The organism is Deltaproteobacteria bacterium, from assembly GCA_029210625.1.
Classification (GTDB): domain Bacteria; phylum Myxococcota; class Myxococcia; order SLRQ01; family SLRQ01; genus JARGFU01.
The window spans coordinates 161,682-180,516 of sequence record JARGFU010000009.1; the positions used below are offsets into that span (position 1 = coordinate 161,682).

At 71.3% G+C, this 18,835-nt stretch carries 17 protein-coding genes, 3 tRNA genes and 1 pseudogene; 1 reads left to right on the forward strand and 20 read right to left on the reverse strand.

What is annotated here, in order from left to right:
- Positions 1–3: 3 nt before the first annotated feature.
- Positions 4–1,224, reverse strand: coding sequence for a hybrid sensor histidine kinase/response regulator (locus P1V51_10590; GenBank protein MDF1563486.1), 1,221 nt, complete (start codon positions 1,222–1,224; stop codon positions 4–6).
- A gap of 82 nt (positions 1,225–1,306) precedes the next feature.
- On the opposite strand from P1V51_10590, the gene P1V51_10595 reads away from it, so the two are divergent.
- Positions 1,307–2,878 (forward strand): hypothetical protein, encoded by a 1,572-nt coding sequence (locus P1V51_10595; GenBank protein MDF1563487.1) that lies wholly within the window; start codon positions 1,307–1,309, stop codon positions 2,876–2,878.
- Between the two features lie 93 nt (positions 2,879–2,971).
- Here the strand turns inward: P1V51_10595 and P1V51_10600 are convergent, their stop codons facing one another.
- The 19 genes and pseudogenes from P1V51_10600 to P1V51_10690 all read right to left on the reverse strand — a co-directional run bounded on the left by P1V51_10600 (position 2,972) and on the right by P1V51_10690 (position 18,799).
- On the reverse strand, positions 2,972–4,255 hold the full coding sequence (locus P1V51_10600) for a tRNA cytidylyltransferase (protein ID MDF1563488.1): 1,284 nt from the start codon (positions 4,253–4,255) through the stop codon (positions 2,972–2,974).
- A 41-nt stretch (positions 4,256–4,296) separates the two neighbouring features.
- Positions 4,297–4,373, reverse strand: a tRNA-Arg gene (locus P1V51_10605).
- 47 nt (positions 4,374–4,420) lie between these two features.
- The gene (locus P1V51_10610; GenBank protein MDF1563489.1) at positions 4,421–4,933 is read right to left on the reverse strand and encodes an adenine phosphoribosyltransferase; all 513 of its coding nucleotides are present in this window, start codon (positions 4,931–4,933) and stop codon (positions 4,421–4,423) included.
- Complete coding sequence (locus P1V51_10615) at positions 4,930–5,646, reverse strand: DedA family protein (GenBank protein MDF1563490.1); 717 nt, start codon at positions 5,644–5,646, stop codon at positions 4,930–4,932. The genes P1V51_10610 and P1V51_10615 overlap by 4 nt, the downstream gene beginning before the upstream one ends.
- Positions 5,647–5,714: 68 nt before the next feature.
- Positions 5,715–5,791 (reverse strand) — tRNA-Pro (locus P1V51_10620).
- Between the two features lie 49 nt (positions 5,792–5,840).
- Positions 5,841–6,383: a MerR family transcriptional regulator gene (locus P1V51_10625; GenBank protein ID MDF1563491.1), complete on the reverse strand. Its 543-nt coding sequence runs from the start codon at positions 6,381–6,383 to the stop codon at positions 5,841–5,843.
- 5 nt (positions 6,384–6,388) lie between these two features.
- Complete coding sequence (locus P1V51_10630; GenBank protein MDF1563492.1) at positions 6,389–6,664, reverse strand: integration host factor subunit alpha; 276 nt, start codon at positions 6,662–6,664, stop codon at positions 6,389–6,391.
- A gap of 87 nt (positions 6,665–6,751) precedes the next feature.
- On the reverse strand, positions 6,752–7,558 hold the full coding sequence (locus P1V51_10635) for a prolipoprotein diacylglyceryl transferase (protein ID MDF1563493.1): 807 nt from the start codon (positions 7,556–7,558) through the stop codon (positions 6,752–6,754).
- Between the two features lie 74 nt (positions 7,559–7,632).
- The gene (locus P1V51_10640; protein ID MDF1563494.1) at positions 7,633–8,121 is read right to left on the reverse strand and encodes a hypothetical protein; all 489 of its coding nucleotides are present in this window, start codon (positions 8,119–8,121) and stop codon (positions 7,633–7,635) included.
- A gap of 210 nt (positions 8,122–8,331) precedes the next feature.
- A complete protein-coding gene (gene pheT / locus P1V51_10645; protein MDF1563495.1) occupies positions 8,332–10,761 on the reverse strand; it encodes a phenylalanine--tRNA ligase subunit beta in 2,430 nt (809 codons plus the stop codon).
- Positions 10,758–11,873: a phenylalanine--tRNA ligase subunit alpha gene (gene pheS / locus P1V51_10650; protein MDF1563496.1), complete on the reverse strand. Its 1,116-nt coding sequence runs from the start codon at positions 11,871–11,873 to the stop codon at positions 10,758–10,760. Before pheS ends, pheT begins: the two co-directional genes overlap by 4 nt.
- 2 nt (positions 11,874–11,875) lie before the next feature.
- Positions 11,876–12,229, reverse strand: a complete 354-nt coding sequence (rplT, locus tag P1V51_10655; GenBank protein ID MDF1563497.1) for a 50S ribosomal protein L20 — start codon at positions 12,227–12,229, stop codon at positions 11,876–11,878.
- A 116-nt stretch (positions 12,230–12,345) separates the two neighbouring features.
- The gene (rpmI, locus tag P1V51_10660) at positions 12,346–12,549 is read right to left on the reverse strand and encodes a 50S ribosomal protein L35 (GenBank protein ID MDF1563498.1); all 204 of its coding nucleotides are present in this window, start codon (positions 12,547–12,549) and stop codon (positions 12,346–12,348) included.
- 148 nt (positions 12,550–12,697) lie between these two features.
- Positions 12,698–13,255: pseudogene (gene infC / locus P1V51_10665) on the reverse strand (translation initiation factor IF-3).
- 111 nt (positions 13,256–13,366) lie between these two features.
- On the reverse strand, positions 13,367–15,319 hold the full coding sequence (gene thrS / locus P1V51_10670; protein ID MDF1563499.1) for a threonine--tRNA ligase: 1,953 nt from the start codon (positions 15,317–15,319) through the stop codon (positions 13,367–13,369).
- An 86-nt stretch (positions 15,320–15,405) separates the two neighbouring features.
- Positions 15,406–15,480 (reverse strand) — tRNA-Val (locus P1V51_10675).
- A 47-nt stretch (positions 15,481–15,527) separates the two neighbouring features.
- Entirely contained in the window at positions 15,528–16,502 is a 975-nt protein-coding gene (locus tag P1V51_10680; protein ID MDF1563500.1) for a hypothetical protein, read from the reverse strand.
- The gene (locus P1V51_10685; GenBank protein MDF1563501.1) at positions 16,477–17,553 is read right to left on the reverse strand and encodes a metallophosphoesterase; all 1,077 of its coding nucleotides are present in this window, start codon (positions 17,551–17,553) and stop codon (positions 16,477–16,479) included. Before P1V51_10685 ends, P1V51_10680 begins: the two co-directional genes overlap by 26 nt.
- A gap of 7 nt (positions 17,554–17,560) precedes the next feature.
- Positions 17,561–18,799 (reverse strand): AI-2E family transporter, encoded by a 1,239-nt coding sequence (locus tag P1V51_10690; GenBank protein MDF1563502.1) that lies wholly within the window; start codon positions 18,797–18,799, stop codon positions 17,561–17,563.
- Between the last annotated feature and the right edge of the window lie 36 nt (positions 18,800–18,835).

Sequence of the window (18,835 nt, forward strand, 5' to 3'; positions counted from 1 at the left end):
GCCTTAGCGAGCCGAGAGGCCTTCCGTCAACGTGGGCGGCAACGAGAACGCGATGCAGACGCCGGGATACTCGTGGCCGTCCCCGGGGTGGTGCTCGGGGGGGCTCTCGGCCCAGACCTCGAGCTCGAGGGCCGTGGCGATCTTGTGGGCCAGCGCCAACCCCAGGGAGAGCGCCGGGTGGCCGTCGCCGTCCCTGCGACCCGCACCGGAGAAGGGATCGAAGAGGCTCGCGCGCTCGCCGGGGTCGAGGGGCCGGCCCGAGTCGTAGATCCGCACCTGGGTGCCCACGGCCTGCGGCTCCACCGCCACCAGGACGAAGCCGCCCCGGGGCACGAAGGCCACCGCGTGATCCACGGCGTTCACGACGGCCTGCCGCAGGAGCTTGCCGTCGATCCGCGCCCGCACCGGCTTCGCCGGGAGGTGAAGGTCCAGGGAGACACGCCGGGAGCGGGCCTTGGACTCCAGGGTGCGCACCGCGGCCCGGCAGACCTCGTTGAGGTCCACCGGCGCGGGGTCCTCGGTGGGTCGGAAGTCGGTGAAGGAGGCGATGTCCAGCACCCGGGAGACCGTCGTGGCCAGGCGGGCGAGGTCCCGATCCACCGCGCCCAGCACCCGCCGCTGCCGGGGCACCATCGGGCCGAGCTGGCCGGAGAGGAGGCGGGAGAGGTTCGCGACCATCGGGGTCAGGGGCGCCGCGAGCTCCCGGGAGACGTTCTCCAGCACCCGCACCTTCACCTCGTCCGCCCGCCGCAGGCGGACGTTCGCGGCGGTGAGCTCGGCCACCTTCGCCTCCAGGCGGTCGACCAGCTCCCGGCTGAAGGCCTCGAGCTCGCGGCTGCGCACCGCCGGGCGCACCCGCTCGCGGTGGCCGCGCAGGTACTGGCCGATCGTCCGGGCGAAGGTGGTCGGGTTCAGGGGGGGCTCGATCACCCCGTCGCAGCCCAGGGAGAGCATCCGTTCGCGCACCTCGTGGCGCCCGAGCGCGATCACCGGCACCTGCATCAGCCCGGGGCTGGAGCGGATCCGGGAGGCCAGCGGCTCGGGGTCCTCGCCGCAGTCCTCGAGGTCGACCAGGATGAGGTCGGGGCTCATCTCCAGGGCGCGATCGGTCGCACCCCTGGCGCTCGTCTCGGTGAGGAAGTCATGACCGTCCTCGCGGAGCAGTCGCCGGGCCAGAGCATGGTGCTCGTTCTCGGCCCCGATGTAGAGAATCCTGGAGGGCACGTCGCGGCCAAGGCTATCCCATTGGCGCGAGCACTGGCCATTACTTGACAGGCCCCCCGGGCTGCCCGAACAAGATGTGCTCATGGCATCGCGGCGCCTCGGGGAGATCCTCATCTCGGCAGGCATCGTCACGTCTTCCGTCTGGGACGACGTCTCCCGCGTCGAGTCGTCCACCGGTCGCTCCGCGGTGCTCGCGCTCCTGGAGCGGGGCGCGAGCGGGGATCGGATCGCCCGGGCGATCCAGGCGGCCGGCGTCGCGCTGCACCCGCCCATGCAGCTGGTCGGCCTGCCCGAGGGCCTCGTGCAGCGCATCCCCGCCCCGGTGGCCGTCCGCTGGGTGGCCCTGCCCGTGGCGAGTCAGGGGGATCGCTTGACGGTGGTCCTGGCCGATCCCTTCGAGCCCCTCGCCCTGCAGGTCCTCTCGGAGATCTCCGGCGCTCGGGTCGAGGTCGGGGTGACCGATCCCCGCCGCCTGGCCGAGGCGCTGGACCGCTACCACGGCAGCCAGCTCGCGATCCGCCTCGGCGCGGCGGCCGCCGACTTCCCGGTGCCCCCGGCGCCGCCTCCCGGCCTGGACCCCGTGCCGGCCTCCCTGCGGGAGTCCTCCGCCAGCGGCAGCATGGTGGACCTGGAGGTCCTCGAGCCGGCGGGCGGAGAGCTGGCCGAGCTCTTCGGAGCCCCTCCGGTCGCCGAGCCGCCCTCCCCGGACGAAGCAGGGGCCATCCCGCTCACCCGGCGCCGGGACGAGATCGCGGTGACCTCGGTGGAGGCCTCGGAGGAGACCACGCCGCTGTTCATCCCGAAGAAGAAGGCGGTGCTGGTCGCCGAGGAGGCGCCCGCCCCCGCCCCGGCGCCGCCTCCTCCCCCCGGGGGGCTGCGCGCGCCCCCTCCGCCGCCGACCTGGAGCGCGGCCGGGCCCCTCTCCCCGCCGGTCCCCGAGACGCCGGCGCCGGAGCCGATCCCCGAGCCCGTGCCGGAGCCGATCCCCGAGCCCGTGCCGGAGCCGCCCCGCCTCGCTCCCCTCCCCCCGGCCCCGACCCCGGTGGCGCCCCAGGAGGTGGCGATGCCCCTCGCCCGGCTGGCTCCGGGCCTCCCCCCGGAGGCCACGGGCCCCGCCGTGGACGCCCCGGCCCCGCGGATCGAGCTTCCGCGGCCGGTGGAGGGCCCGGACCTGAAGGAGGACTTCGACTTCGCCATCACCCGCCTGCGCACCGGTGAGGACCGGGACGAGGTCGGCGAGGCGGCGATCCTCTTCCTCGCCCGCTGCTTCCCCCGGGCCGCCATCTTCACCCGCCGCGGCCGCACCCTCGCGGGCTGGCTGGCGGGCGGCGACCTGCAACCGGGGCAGCTCGAGGTCCTGAAGATCGAGGCCGCGCAGCCCTCCCTCCTCTGGGAGGTCATCGAGACCCGCCGTCCCTTCATCGGCCCGCCCCCCACCAAGACCCGGGAGACCCTCACCGAGCTGATGGTCACTCCGCCGAGGCACCTTGCGGTCTTCCCGGTCGACGTGGGGGAGAAGACCGTGGCGCTCCTCTACGGCGACACCATCGACGAGCGGCCGGTGCTCGTCCGGCGGGACCTGCTCGAGCGGCTGGCCGAGGAGCTCGGCGACGCCTTCGCGCGCCTCATCCTCCAGGCCAAGCTCGGCGTCTAGAGGTCCCCGGAGCCCGGGCACTTCTCCCCAAGGTTCCCGCCAACTTATCCACAGCTTTAACAACAGAGCTGTAAGTGCCCGTCCTACAATGGCTTATTGGAGCCCGCCTGTGGAGGACTCCTCCACCCTGGCCCTGAGGGCCTCGGGGGTGTTCCGGGCGGGATCCTCCAGGACCCAGGCCAGGAGCGCCCGCACCGTCTGGCCCACCACCGGGCCGCCGCGCACCCCCAGCAGCGCCATCACCTCCCGCCCGGAGAGGGCGAGATCCCCCGGCACGAGGGGCGGACGGCGCGCCAGCTCCGCCCGGAGGGCTCCGGCGGCCTCGCCTGCCCCCTCGCTCGCGAGGAGGGCCGCCAGGGCCTCACAGAGGGGCTCCAGCGCCCCTGGCTGCCCCGCCAGGACCGCGAGGCGCCGGCGCAGCGAGGGGCCGTCCTGGGGCCCCGGAGCGCCCAGCTGGTGCGCCTCGAGGACCGTCCCCACCTCCCGCTGCAGGGCCCGGGAGAGGCGCAGCCCCTCCAGGACCTCCCGGGCGCGGTCGGGGCCGGCCGGGGCCAGGAAGCCCGCCCAGCGGGCGAGCTCTTCGGCCGGAAGGGTCCCCAGGGAGGCCCGCTCCAGGAAGAGCGCCCTGCCCTCCGCCTCGTCCGCCGCCGCCTCCCCGGGGACGAGGCGGCGCCAGAGCCCGGTCTCGAAGAGGAGCGCGAGGCCGCGGGCGACCTCCGGGCCGAGGAGGAGCTTCTTCAGCTCCTGGGCCAGGCGCTCCACGGCGACCCGGTCGTAGACCGGGAGGCTCCCCGGGATCGCGGCGAGGGTCTCCTCCTCGACCGTGAAGCCGAGCACCGCGGCGAAGCGCACCGCTCGCAAGGGGCGCAGGCCGTCCTCACCGAAGCGGCGCACCGGATCGCCGACGGCGCGCAGGACCCCGGCCGCGAGATCCGCCTGGCCCCCGAAGGGGTCGCGCAGCTCGTCTCGCAGGGGGCTCCAGGCCAGGGCGTTCACTGTGAAGTCCCGGCGGGAGAGGTCGTCCTCGATCCGCTCGAGGAAGGCCACCGCGTCGGGGCGCCGGCCGTCGCTGTAGCCGGCCTCCCCCCGATAGGTGGTCACCTCGACGTGGAGCCTGGCCTCGCCGGCGAGGACGGTCACCGTCCCGTGCTCCAGCCCGGTGGGGATCACCCGGGAGCGGCGGCGGAAGGCCTCGATCACGGCCTCCGGGCGGGCAGAGGTGGCGACGTCCCAGTCGAACTGCGCCGCGCCCCGCCCCAGCAGCAGATCGCGGACCGCGCCGCCGACCAGGAAGGCCTCGTGGCCCACCTCCTCGAGGCGCTCGAGGACCCCGAGCACCGCGGCGGGGACCGCGCTCTTGCGAAGTGCCTTCGACATGGTCGCCCCGACAAGCCGCCGCGAAGGGCGAGAGAGGAAAATGGCGGCCCCGACAGGACTCGAACCTGTGGCCTACGGTTTAGGAAACCGCCGCTCTATCCGACTGAGCTACGGGGCCGTGGCTCTTCCTCTAGCGCGAGGTCGCGCCGAGCGCCAGAGGGTGCCTCAAACGTGGACGAGGGAGTGGACCTCGCCGCCCAGCTTCTTGCGGCCCTCGAGGAAGTCCAGCTCGATCACGAAGAGGTAGCTGTCGACCTTCCCGCCGGCCTTGGCGATCAGCTCGCCGGTCGCGGCGGCGGTGCCCCCGGTGGCGAGGAGATCGTCCACCACCAGGACGGTCTCGCCCTCGGCGAGGGCGTCCTCGTGCATCTCGAGGGTGTCGGTCCCGTACTCCAGATCGTAGGTGACGCTCACCGAGGCGGCCGGGAGCTTCCCCTTCTTGCGCACCGGGATGAAGCCCACGCCGAGGCGGAGGGCCAGCACCGAGCCGAAGATGAAGCCCCGGGCCTCCATGCCGGCGACCTTGTCGATCTTCCGGTCCTTCACCAGGTCGGCCAGCCGATCGATCACCTGCCCGAAGGCCTCGGGGTCGCCGAGGACCGGCGTGATGTCCTTGAAGAGGATGCCCGGCTTGGGGAAGTCGGGGACGTCGCGGATCAGGTCTTTGAAGTCGCTCATGGCGCGGGGGACGTTACCTCGATCCCGCCCGGCTGGGCAGGCCCGGGATCGGCGGCGGCGGCCTCCTCCCCCGCACCGCAGATGCGGGCGTAGGGCGACGCGGGGGCGGCCTCGCTCTCCTTCTCCTCGTGCTTGCCCAGGGTCCCCATCAGGACGAACCCACCGATGAGGAGCACCACGAAGACGGTGGCGACCAGGTTGAAGTACTTCTCCAGGAAGCGCCGGACCACGGGCCCGAAGAGGTAGATGAGCAGGGCCACCGCGAAGAAGCGCGCGGGGCGCCCCAGCGCGCTCGCGCCGACGAAGGTCCCGAGATCCATCTCCATCGCCCCGGCGGTGATGGTGAAGATCTTGTAGGGGATGGGCGTGACGGCGGCGACGAAGACCGCCCAGAAGTCGTACTTGGCGAAGGAGCCGGCCAGCCAGTCGAAGGTGGCCTGCCCCTTGTAGAGGGCCACCAGGCGGCAGCCGAGCACATCCATCAACCCCCGGCCGATGGCGTAGCCGCCGACGCCGCCGAGCACCGAGGCGACCGAGCAGACGCCCGCGTACCAGAAGGCGCGCCGCGGCAGGGCGAAGGCCATCGCGATCAGCAGGACGTCCGGCGGGATCGGGAAGAACGAGGCCTCGGCGACGGCCAGGATCGCCAGCGCCGGCACGGCGTAGCGGGTGCCCGACCACTTCAGGACCCAGTCGTAGAGACGTTTGACCATCTTGCGGTGCGCGATCTTCGGGGGAGAAAAGGCGAACGCCCCCGGGGTCGAAACCCCGGGGGCGCTCATGGTCGGGACGACTGGATTTGAACCAGCGACCACTTGCACCCCAAGCAAGTGCGCTACCAGGCTGCGCCACGTCCCGTTATGGAAGGACGCTTTCTAGCGGGGGCGGCACCCCGGTGTCAACGCACTCACTCGAGGGCGTCGAGATCGGCCTCCCGGCGGTCCAGGAGCGCCAGGAGATCGGAGAGGCCGTCGCGCAGGCCCTCGAGCCGATCGAGGTCCAGGCGGGCCAGCGGCACCTTGGGCGCCGAGAAGGTCTCGAGCTCCCCCTGGGAGAGGAGGCTCCTGAGCTGCTCGCGGGCCCCGGCGATCGTGAAGCGCTCCTCGTAGAGCAGCTTGCGGATCGCCACCAGGACCTCGACGTCCCGCCGCCGGTAGAGCCGCTGGTTGCGCTGGCTCTTCTGCGGCTTGATCTCCTTGAACTCGGTCTCCCAGTAGCGCAGCACGTGCGGGCGGACGCCCAGGAGATCGGCCACCTCGCCGATGCGGAAGTAGCGGCGGTCGGGGATCTGGATCGCCCGGTGGCCCTCCCTCGCCTCGGCCGCCTCCGGGCCGACGTCCGGCGCAGGGGCGGCGCTCTCCCGGCGAGCCTCCGCCCGGGAGGGGGTGCCCTCGGCCTCGTGGGCCTGGGCATCGGCTGCAACCGTCGCGCTCCTCGGTCGTAGTGCCACGGTCGTCAGGTGTTGAGCGCGCTCTTCAGGACCTGGCTCGGACGGAAGGTGAGCACCCGCCGCGCCGAGATCTCGATCACCTCACCGGTCTGCGGGTTGCGACCGATGCGCGCGTTCTTCTCGCGGACGATGAAGTTCCCGAAGCCGGAGATCTTGATCTTCTCTCCCGCCTCGAGGGTCTCCTTCATGGTCTGGAAGACGAGCTCGACGATCTCGGCGCTCTCCTTCTTGGAGAATCCAACCTTGTTGTAGACGCTCTCTACGATGTCGGCCTTCGTCATCCGCTTCACTCCTCCCCGGTAGGCGCCGGTTCATTGCGCCACAACCCAGGGTGCGTGTCAATCAGGCTTCCTTGTGGATCACATCGGTCACGCCTTGACAACCATGTCGTTATCGTCCGCACTTTTCCTCACCCAGATGAGGGCCGCCCCGAGCAGGACGAGCAGGACGATCGATGTCCACTGCGCCGGCGAGAGCCCGGCGAGGAAGCCGCCCCGGTCGTCGTCGCGCAGCATCTCGGTGAAGAAGCGCAGCACGGCGTAGCCTCCGAGGTAGAGCGCGAAGGTCGTGCCCTCCCGCCAACGCTCGCCGAGGCGAAGGTGCAGGACGAGGAGCGCGCCCGAGAGCAGCAGGAGCGCGCCCGCCTCGTAGAGCTGCACCGGGTGGAGCGGGATCCCCGGCGGGGCGAGCCCCCCGGGAGGGAAGACCACCGTGAGCGCCGCGTCGGGGGCGAAGGCGCCGTGACAGCAGCCGGCGGTGAAGCAGCCGAGGCGGCCGAAGGCGTGGCCGAGGGCCAGGCCCGGTCCGGCGATCTCGATCATCGGCAGCAGGGGGATGCGGTAACCCCGCAGGTAGAGCAGCGCCCCGAGCGCGCCGCCCGCGAAGCCCCCGTACCAGACCAGCCCGCCGCTGGTGGTGAGGAAGACCGACCAGGGCACGCCCTCCGGCTTGCCGTTCAGCAGCAGGAAGGCGAGGCGCGCGCCGAGGAAGCCCACCCCGAAGGCGATGGCCCCCGCGGCGAAGACGTCGAAGGCGGGGAGCCCGCGCCTGCGGGCGAGCCACGACGAGAGGCCGATCGACGCCGCCACGCCCAGGAACATCAGCGCGGCGTAGGTCGTAACCTGCAGCGACGCACCCGTGACCGGGTTGTCGAAGCTGAAGAGGACCGGGTGCAAGGTCCGAGGAGAGGGTGCGCCGCCCGGCGGCGGCGCACCATCACGAGGGACAGTCGAAGCGAGCAGCCGGGAGGCTACTCGACCTCTTCGTCTCCCTCGCCCTCGTCTCCGCCGACTTCGTCATCGCCGCCCTCGGCGGCCTCCATCTCGGCCTGCTGACGCTTCATCTCGGCTTCCATCTCGCGCTGCATCTCGCCGACGTCGACGCCCAGGGCCTCCATGCTGCCCAGGGCGGCCTCGGCGGCGGCGGCGCCCGCGGCCTCGGGCTCGGCCTGCTGCCACTCCTCGAAGGAGTTGTAGCCGGCCTCCTTGGCGGCGGACTCCATCTTGGCGGCCTGCCCGGCGGCGGCGGCGCCGCAGGCCACGGTGCAGGCGGTGGTGGCGCCACCGGCCAGGATGCCGAGGATGGCGATGACGATGCCGGCCACGGCGGCGCCCTTGCCGGCGCCCCCGACCTGCCCGGCCTTCTTCACCCCCATGATCGAGAGGATGAGCGCGACGACCGCGGCGCCCAGGCCCGCGAAGGGCATGAAGAAGAGGATCAGCCCGATGATCGCGATCACCAGGCCTGCGATGGCGATACCGTTGCCTCCACCCGACCCGCTGGGGGCGGCTTCCTGCGGCATTCCTTGATCCGGAGTGGTCATGCGTTCTCCTCCCGAAGGGATGTTCGGGAGCGATCACCACCCCCGAGTTTTCGACCAGGCTCTCTTCTCTAGCCCGGCTCGCGGGCTGGAGCCAAGAGACCCCGCAGGGCTCCGGTTCAGGCCGGATCAGCCCCGCAGGAGGGCGCCGGCCTCGGCCTGCAGCCGCTCGAGGAGGGCTGCCTGCAGGGCGTCGGCCTCCTCGTCCTTCAGGGTGCGATCGGGGGCGAGGAACTTGAGGGAGAAGGCCAGGGAGCGCTTCCCCTCCCCGACCTGCTCGCCGGCGTAGACGTCGAAGAGGCGCACGTCCTCGATCCGCACCCCGAGCTCCTCGGCCGCGGGCAGGGGCGCCCGCAGGAGCGCGAGGAGGGAGGCGGCCGGGAGGGCCTCGTCCACCACCACCGCGAGATCCCGCAGCAGCGGAGGGAAGCGCGGCAGGGAGGGTGCGCTGGCCAGGAGGTGCGCGGCCGCGGCGAGCGGCTTCACGTCGACCTCGAGCAGCATGACGCCCCGGGGCAGATCCAGCTCACCCGCGATGCGCGGATGGAGCTCTCCCATCCAGCCGATGGCCTCGCCCCCCAGCAGGACGCTGGCGGCGGTGCGGGGGTGGAGCCAGGGGTGGGCCTCGGCGGCGGCGACGACCTCGAGCCTGGCCACGGCGAGCAGCCGGGCGGCGGCCTCGAGGACGCCCTTGAGGTCGTAGAAGTCGCTGGCGGCCTCCTCCACCGACCAGCCGCGCTCGGATCGCGGCCCCCAGAAGAGGACGGCGAAGCGCTCGGGCTCGCGGGTGCTCTCGCCGGGGGCGCTCGCGGGCAGGTAGGCGCGGCCCAGCTCGAAGAGGCGGACCCGCTCGGCGAGGAAGCGCCGGTTGAGGAGCAGGTTGGTCAGCAGGCTCTGGCTCACCATGGTCCGCATCACCGACTGCTCGCTGGAGAGGGGGTTGGTGATCCGGATCGGCTGCCGGGCGCCGTCGAGGGCCGCGACCAGCTCGGGCGCGAGGAAGCTGTAGTTCACCACCTCGCTGGCGTCGGCGGCCAGGGCTGCCTCCCGCAGCCGCCGCAGCACGGCGGAGGTGGGATCGTGCGCCTCGATGGCCGCCATCGGCCGATCCTGCGGGGGCAGGAGCGAGGGGATGATGCCGTAGCCCTCGATGCGGGCGATCTCCTCGATCAGGTCGATCTCCCGCGACATCTCCGTGCGGAAGGAGGGCGCGAGCAGCTCGGTGCGGTCCTCCTTCGTCTCGGCGAACTCGAAGCCGAGGCGGCCGAGGATCTCGTGCTGCCGCTCGAGGCTCACGGGGGTCCCCAGCACCTGCTCCACGCGCCCGTGCCGCAGGGTGACCCGCTGCAGCTCGTAGGGCCGGGCCTGGGTGTCCACCAGCCCCGGAGCGACCTCGCCCCCGGCCAGCTCGGCGAAGAGGGCCGCGGCGCGGTCGGCGGCGACCGGCACCATGAGGGGATCGGCGCCCCGCTCGAAGCGGTGGGAGGCCTCGGTGTGAAGCCCGTGGCGGCGGGCCGTGCGGCGGATGACCGTCGCCTCGAAGTGGGCGCTCTCGAGGAGCACCCGGGTCGTGCTGTCCCGCACCTCGGAGAGCTCGCCGCCCATCACGCCGGCCAGGGCGACCCCCCGATCGGCGTCGCCGATGAGGAGGTCGGCCGGATCGAGCACCCGCTCGACTCCGTCGAGGGTGGTGAAGCGCTCCCCCTCCCCGGCCCAGCGCACCCGGATCCGCTCCTCGTGGAGGTGATCCAGATCGAAGGCGTGGAGCGGGTGGCCGAGCTCCATCAGGACGTAGTTCGTCACGTCGACGACGTTGGAGATCGGGCGCACGCCGCAGAGCTGCAGGCGGGCCTGCATCCAGGCCGGCGAGGGGCCCATCTTCAAGCCCTCGATGATCCGGGCGGCGTAGCGCCGGCAGCCCTCGGGGGCCTCGATCTCGATCCGGGTCAGCTCCGCGGCGCCCTGCCCCGCCTCGGGGACCACCGAGCTCGGCGAGAGCAGCGGGACGCCCAGCACCGCGGCCACGTCGCGCGCCACGCCCAGGTGGGAGAGCGCGTCGGGGCGGTTCGGCGTGATGCCCAGGGTGTAGACGACGTCGTCCATCCCCAGGGCGGCGGCCAGGGAGCCGCCGATCTTCGCGTCGGCGGCCAGATCCATGATGCCGCTGTGATCGTCGCCGAGGCCGAGCTCCTTCGCCGAGCAGAGCATGCCCGCCGAGGGCACGCCCCGCACCTTGCGGGCGCCGATCTCCAGGCCGCCGGGGAGGGTCACGCCGGGGGTCGCGAAGGCGACCCGCATCCCGGCCCGCACGTTGGGCGCGCCGCAGACGACGGTCTGGGTTCCGGAGCCGTCGCTCACCTGACAGACCGAGAGCTTGTCGGCGTCGGGGTGCCTCTCGACCGAGAGGACCTCGCCGACGATCATCCCGCGCAGGCCCTCGCCCGGGCGCTCGATCTCCTCGACCTCGAGCCCGACGTTGGTGAGGAGCTCGGCGAGCGCGTTGGCCTCCGGCAGCTCGCCGTCGACGAGCTGCTGCAACCAGCCGTGGACGATCTTCATCGGGCGAAGCTCCCCAGGAAGCGCAGGTCGTTGTCGAAGAGGAGCCGGAGGTCCTCGACCCGGTGGCGCAGGAGCGCGATGCGATCGACGCCCATGCCGAAGGCGAAGCCGCTGACCTTCTCCGGGTCGTAGCCCACGTGGGCGAAGACGCCGGGGTCGACCATGCCTGCCCCGAGGATCTCGAGCCAGCCGGTGTCCGAGCAGGTGCGGCAGCCCTTGCCCTCGCAGAGGGTGCAGGTCACGTCGACCTCGGCCGAGGGCTCGGTGAACTGGAAGTAGGAGGGGCGCAGGCGGATGCGTGTCTCCTCCCCGAAGAAGACCCGGGCGAAGCGCTCGAGGGTCCCCTTGAGGTGGGCCATGGTGATGCCCTCCTCCACCCAGAGCCCCTCGATCTGGTGGAACATCGGGGTGTGGGTGACGTCCGAGTCCCGCCGGTAGACCTTGCCGGGGCAGATGACCCGGATCGGCGGCGGGTGCCGGAGCATGGTGCGGACCTGCACCGGCGAGGTGTGGGTCCGCAGCAGCACCTTCCCGGGCTCGGGGCCCCGGCCGCCTCCGGCCGTCAGGGCCGCGGCGGGGTGGGCCTCGTCCACGAAGAGGGTGTCCTGCATGTCCCGGGCGGGGTGATCCGCCGGGATGCCCAGGGCCTCGAAGTTGTAGAAGTCGCCCTCGATCTCGGGGCCGTCGGCGACCTGGAAGCCCATCCGCCGGAAGACCTCGACGAGGTCCTCCATCGTGCTCATGACGGGGTGCCGAGCGCCGGTGTGGACCGGCCGCCCGGGCAGGGTCACGTCGATGGGCGGGCCCGCGACCTCGGCCTCGAGCATCCGGCGGCGGGCGTCGTCCTTGGCGGACTCGACCGCGGCCGTGATGGCATCCCGGACCCGGTTGGCCACCTGCCCCACCTGGGGCCGGGCCTCGGCCGAGAGCTTCCCCATGGCCTTGAGGATCTTGCTGACCTCGCCCTTCTTGCCGAGGTAGCCCACCCGGACGGACTCGACCGCCTCGAGAGGCCTCGCCTCGGCGAGCGAGCGCGCCAGCTCCTCGCCGGCGCGCCGCTCGGCGTCTTCCAGATCCCCGATGAGCCGCTCCGGGGAGCCCTCACCCGACATGGCTACTGCTCGAGGTTGGCGGCCGCCACGATCGCGGCGAAGCCCTCGGCGTCGTGGTAGGCGATCTCGGCCATCACCTTGCGGTCGACCTCGATGCCGGCATGCTTGAGGCCGGCGATGAGGCGGCTGTAGGTGGTGCCGTTCTGGCGGGCCGCGGCGTTGATCCGGGCGATCCAGAGGGCGCGGAAGTGGCGCTTGCGCTGCTTCCGATCCCGGGTGGCGTTCTCGCGGGCCTTGTCGACCGCTTCCTGGCCACGCCGGATGGTGTTCTTCCGGCGACCCCGGAAGCCCTCGGCGTTCTTCAGAATCCGCTTGCGACGCTGCCGCCGCTGAGCTCCTGCGCTCTTGACTCTCATCTCGAGACTCCTTTCGCCCCGGTCCGATGGCGGCGCTCGCCTCGCCCGGGAGCGGCTTCACCCCGTTCTTCGGGGCTCACCGACTTTGTTGGTTACTGCTGGGGGGAGCAGCTTCCCTAACCGTAGGGGAGCAGCTCCTTGCGGACGCGCTTGGCGTCCGGATCGGCCATCGTGGAGGTCCCACGAAGGTTCCGCTTCTGCTTCTGGGACTTGGAGAAGGTCAGCATGTGACGGGTGTGCGCATGCTTGAACTTCACCTTGCCCGACTTCCGGATCTTGAACCGCTTCGCGGCTCCCCGGTTCGACTTCAACTTCGACATCGTTCCTACTCCTTCGCTAGTTCGTCTCGGCGGCGGCCGGTGCCTCGGGCTGCTCACCCTGGCTCTCGACCTCCACCTTCTTCTTTTCGGCGGGCTTCTCGCTGGTCTTCTCGCTGCTCGATCCCTTGGAGGTCTTCCATCCGCTCTGCTGGGCGGCCTTCGGGGCCAGGATCATGTGCATGGTTCGGCCTTCCATCTTCGGCGACGCCTCGACCTTGGCGAGATCGTCCACCGCGGCGGCGACGGTCTGCAGGCGCTTGATGGCGATGTCCTTGTGGATGACCTCCCGGCCCCGGAACATGATCGTGACCTTGACCTTGTCGCCCGCCTCGATGAAGCGGCGCACGTGCTTCAGCTTGAAGTCGTAGTCGTGATCGTCGGTCTTGGGGCGGAGCTTGACCTCCTTGAGCTCCTGATGGGTCTGATTTCGCTTGGCTTCGGCCTGCTTCTTCTTCTGCAGGTACTTGTACTTGCCGAAATCCAGGATCTTGCAGACGGGCGGCCGAGCCTCCGGGGCGACCTCGACGAGATCGAGTCCGGCGTCCTCGGCTCGCTTGAGCGCAATATCCGTGGGCATCACCCCGAGGTTCTCGCCGTCGGCTCCGACGACCATCACCTCGCGGGCGCGAATTCTCATGTTGATCCGGGGACCTCGATCGGCATTTCGTTCGCGGTCGAACCGTCTGAATCGTCGGATGGCTGACATCCTCCTGGAAGGGTCTCTCTTGCCCCACCGCGAGGCGGCGGGAGCGGCAAGCCGCGAACGATACTCAAGCGGCTTGCGCTGTCAAGCGGCGCAGGGGCCGGATCTTTCGTTTCAGGGCAACTCCGGGGCAGATTCCCCCAGTTTCGGGCGCCGGGCGGCGGCCGCGAGGCGCTCGACCAGGGCCTCTCGGGCGAGGAAGCCCTCGTCCGCCCCACCCCGCAGGCGCAAGCTGGCCCCGCCCTCCTCGACCTCCTTGTCGCCCAGGACCAGCACCGCCGGCACCTTCTGGAGCGAGAAGCGCCGGATCTTGGCGTTCATCTTGTCGGAGGCCTCATCGACCTTCACCCGGATCCCGGCGGCCTTCAGGTCGGCGGCCAGGGCCAGGGCGGCCTCGAGGTGGCGGTCGGCGATGGTGACGATCCCGACCTGCACCGGAGAGAGCCAGAAGGGGAAGGCCCCGGCGTGGTGCTCGGTGAGCACGCCCACGAAGCGCTCGATGGAGCCCAGCAGGGCCCGGTGGATGACGTAGGGGCGGTGCGCGGCGTTGTCGCTCCCCACAAACTCCAGGTCGAAGCGCTCGGGGAGGTTGAAGTCGAACTGCACCGTCGAGCACTGCCAGGTCCGCCCGATGGCATCCTTGAGCTTCAGATCGATCTTCGGGCCGTAGAAGGCGCCGCCGCCCTCGTCGATCTTGTAGTCGAGCCCCGCCGCGGTGGCGGCCTTCTCCAGGGCCTTCGTGGCCCGGTCCCATTCCTCGGGCTCACCGACGGCCTTCTCGGGCATGGTCGAGACGTAGGCCTCGAACTCGCTGAAGCCGAAGGTGCGCAGGATCTGGAGGCAGAAGTTCACCACGTCGACGACCTGCTCCTCGAGGTTCTCGGGGGCCACGAAGAGGTGGGCGTCGTCCTGGGTGAAGCCGCGGACCCGCATCAGGCCGTGGAGGGTGCCGCTGCGCTCGTAGCGGTAGACCGTCCCGAGCTCGGCGAACTTCAGGGGGAGCTCGCGGTAGCTGCGGTGCCCGTGCTTGTAGATCATCATGTGGAAGGGGCAGTTCATCGGCTTCGCGTAGAAGCTCTGCCCTTCCAGCTCCATCTCCGGGTACATCCCCTCCTTGTAGAAGTCGAGGTGACCGCTGGTCTCCCAGAGGGTCGCCCGGCCGACGTGGGGGGAGTAGACGAGGTCGTAACCGGCCGCGAGGTGCTCGTCCCGCCAGAGATCCTCGATCTGCTTGCGGATCAGGGCGCCGTTCGGATGCCAGAGGATGAGGCCGCCGCCGACCTTCTCGTCCACCGAGAAGAGGTCGAGCTCCTTGCCCAGCTTGCGGTGGTCGCGCTTCTTCGCCTCCTCGAGGCGCTCGAGGTGGGCCTTGAGCTCCTTCTTGTCGGTGAAGGCGGTGCCGTAGATCCGCTGGAGCTGCTCGTTGCCCTCCTGGCCGCCCTGGTAGGCGCCGGCCACCGAGAGCACCTTGAAGGCCTTGATCTTGCCGGTGTCGGAGAGGTGCGGGCCCCGGCACATGTCCTCGAACTCGCCGTGCTTGTAGAAGGAGATCTCGGCGTCCTCGGGGAGGCGCTCGATGATCGCGGCCTTGTAGCGCTGGCCCGTCTCCTCGACCCACTTCAGGGCCTCCTCGCGGCCGCAAGAGCGCTTCACGAAGGGCGCGCCCTCCTTGAGGAGCTTCTTGCACTCCTCCTCGATCCTCTCGAGGTCCTCGGGGGTGAAGGGATCCACGCCGCCGATGTCGTAGAAGAAGCCCATCTCGGTGGCCGGGCCGTCGTCGAAGACCGCGCCGGGGAAGAGGCGCTGCACCGCCGAGGCGAGGATGTGGGCCGCCGAGTGGCGCAGCCGCATCAGGCCCTCCTCGTCCCGGGAGGTGAAGATCTTCAGGGCGCTGTCCTTCTCGATGGGCGCGCCGAGGTCGACCTCGACCCCGTCCAGGGAAGCGCCGAGCGCCGCGCGCAGGAGACCCTCGCCGATCTGCTCCCGGATAAACTCGGACACCGGGGTGCCGGCGGCGACCTGCTTCTGGCTGCCGTCTGGGAGGGAGACCTTCACTTCGCTGCTCATCGCTTCGTTCCTTTGCGGCTGCTGGAGCCATCCTGCTCCACGAACACGAACGCCACGACCCTCTTGCGTGGGCCGTGGCGTTCTCTTGGTAGGCGCGAGTGGTTTCGAACCACCGACCTCTACCGTGTCAAGGTAGCGCTCTACCCCTGAGCTACGCGCCTGTATCCGTACTGCGAGACGGGAGATTTATGCTCGCGCCGCCCGGGTGTCAACGAGGCTTTCGATCTCCGAGGGTCGTTTCCAGGAGCTCCAGCGCCCGCCGCGCCTCCTTGCGACGAGCCCCCGAGAGCCAGAGCGTGAGGCGGAGCCCATCGGGTTGCCGCTTCAGGCCCCGGAGGGTCGCGGCCTGCAGCCCGGACCCGAGCAGCAGGTCCACGTAGGCGCGCTCCTGCGGCCAGAGGGCCACGGGGCGGCCCCCCGCCTCCCGGAGGTCGAGGAGCACTCCGAGGGGATCGATGGCCGGCAGGCGCGCGGGCGCAGCACCTCGCTCGCCGATCCAGAGCGCGGCGCCCGCCTCGCCTCGGGCCACGAGGAGCGCCAACGCCTCGGGCGAGAGGCCCTCCGGCGCCTGCTGGACCAGGAGCTGATCCCGGGGGCGCGACCCCCAGCCGCGCAGCCGCTCCGGGCTCGTGGCCCCCCGGAGCCAGACCCGCACCCGGGTCGGCGGCAGCCGCCCCAGCCCCACGCGGGCCGCCTCGTCCTCCCCGGGATCCACTCCCAGGGTGATCCCTCGCAGGCCCCGCAACCCCTCCAGCTGCTTCACGTGCACGGGCAAGAGCGGCATCTCCAGCCAGAGGTGGACGGCGGGGTGCGCGCGGAGCCGGTTCAGCAGCGCCGGCCGGATCATGTTTCCGCGCGGCAGGTGCAGCGCGAGCACCACGCCCGGGATCGCCGCGGCCTGCTTCCAGGTGGCCGAGGGATCGTCCTCTCCGAGGACCACCATCCGGGGGATCGGGCCGAGGTCGAGCTCCAGGGCCTCGATGGCCTCCCGCTCCGGCTCGGGCCGGGGCGGCGGCGGCCGGGGCACCTCGGGCAGGCGCCCTCCCCGCTCGACCTCCAGGGGCAGCCCCCGCCGGGGCGGCTCCTTCGCCTCCCGCGCCTCGTCCTCCCCGGCCCACCCGGCGGCGGGCGCGGTGAGGAGCAGCGCGCAGCCGATGCTAGCGATGCAGCTCTTCGACCTCACGGTGGTAGCCCTTCCACTCCCGCAGGTGCGGATCCCAGCGCTCGTGGCGCTCGCTCCACTCCAGCAGGGCGTAGGTCAGCTTCACCTGCCGCCCCAGGTGCTCGATCTCGAGGCTGGTGACGTGGTTCCAGGTGCCGGTGTTCAGGTAGGTGCGCCCCCCGGGGTACTCCCGGAAGAGGGCGTGGTGGGTGTGGCCGAAGACCACGATCTCGCACTGCTGCGCCTCGAGGAGCTGCGCCGCCTCCCGCTCCAGGCTGGGCGAGGCGCTGTAGCGCAGGATCTTCCCGGCCAGCTCGAGGAAGCGGAAGCGCCGGTGGGCCTTGGGCGTGAAGATCGAGTGCAGGAGGAAGGCGAAGGAGCGCCGGACCAGCCGCAGCAGCCAGCGGGTGTCGTTCCAGACGGCCCAGCGCAGGAAGCGCCGGAAGGGGGTCACCTTGTCGATGTAGGGGCGCTGGGCCTTCTCCACGGCCATCACGTGGATCAGGTAGTGCGCGCCCCAGGGCAGGTTCACGACCGGCTCGGGGAGCCCACGGGTGAGGAAGAGGCGGCTGGCGTCGAAGTCGTTGAGGACGTCCCAGCGGTGGCCGTGCTCGATGTGGACCGCGTCGAAGCGCAGGTGGTCGAGGTGGAAGCTCACCCGCTCCCCCAGCCGCTCGCGCAGCAGCGCCTGCACCGAGTCGAAGAGGAGGCCCGGATCGTGGTTGCCCATCACGAAGGCGATGGAGCGGCGCGGCACGCTGGCGAAGCGCTCGAGGGCGTCGAAGAGCTTGCGGTGGCCGTCCAGCACCCGCCGCAGCAGCTCCCGGCAGACCTCCTCGGTGAAGAGGTCCTCCTGGCGGGCCACCTCGTTGAGCTGCAGCAGGTTGAAGAAGTCGCCGTTGATCACCAGCTCCACCTCGGCGTCGTGGAACTCGCCGGTGCGGTGGAACTCGAGGAACTCGACGAACTTCTCGTCGAAGAAGAAGTCCTCGAGGTAGTTGCGGGTGCCGTCGGCCCGGTAGCGGCCCGTGCCGAGGTGGAAGTCCGAGACGACGAGCTTGACCTTGCGCACGGGGCCCTCAGGCCTCGCGGTAGAACTCGGACTCCCGGTAGAAGTCGAGCACCACCTTCAGGAGGATCTTGAGGATCGCGGCCAGGGGCACCGCCACCAGGACGCCGAAGAAGCCGAAGAGCTCCCCGAAGACCAGCACCGCCACGATGATCACGAAGGGCGAGAGGCCCACCGAGTCGCCTACGATCTTAGGCGTGATCACCCAGCCCTCGAGGAACTGCACCACCCCGAAGACGGCGTAGACCGCCAGGAAGGGGCCCCAGCCGTGCCAGTCGAGGATGGCCAGCGAGGTGGCGAGGATCAACCCGACGGCGGTCCCCAGGTAGGGGACGATGTTCCCCAGGCCGGCCGAGATCCCCACCAGGGTGGCCAGCGGCAGCCCCACCGCCCAGAAGCCGACGGTGTAGAGCAGGGCCAGGATCGAGGAGACCGTGAGCTGGCCCCGGACGAAGGCGCTCATCGCCCCGTCGATGTCCCGGAAGCGGGCCGAGACCGGCTCGCGGTAGGCGGCCGGGAGCAGCTCGCGGATCCGGGCCACGATGAGGTCGAAGTCCCGCAGCAGGTAGAAGGCGAAGACCGGGATCATGAGCAGCCCGGCCAGGGAGGCCAGCAGGCTGACCGTGCCCCCGAAGAGCCCCTGGAGGACGCGCCCGACCGGCGCCGCCAGGCCCTTGAGCTCGGTGGACTGGAGCTGCCCCACCGTGTTGGTCACCAGCTCCCGCAGGCTGGCGGGCAGCTCGAGGCCGAGCTGCTCCTGCAGGTAGGGATCGGCCCGGGTCAAGAGCAGGCTCACCTTCCCCGGCACCTGGCCGAACTCGGCGACCACCTGGGGGATGATGAGCAGGGTCAGGAGGGCCAGGACCGTCAGGAAGGAGGCCAGGAGGATCACGATGGCCGAGGTGCGGGGCACCTTGCGTGCCTCGAAGCGGTCCACGACCGGATCCAGGAGGTAGGCGATGATGAACGCCACCAGCAGGGGCACCGCCACCGAGCGCACCAGGGAGGCGAGGTAGACCAGCGCGGCCAGCGCCGCCAGGACCCCGAGCCCCCAGAGCATCCTCCGCTTCAGCCCCAGGAAGACCGCCGGATCCTCCCGCGGCCCTTCGACCCCAGCATCCGCCTCAGCCTCAGCATCCGCCTCGGCGTCCGCCGCCTGCCCCTCCGCGCCCGGAGCCTCCTCGGCCTTCACCTCGACCGGGGCTTCCTCGGCCTTCACCTCGGCCCTGCGAACCTTCTTCTTCGTCACGCGCCGATTCTAGGCACACACCCCGCTTCACTCCCA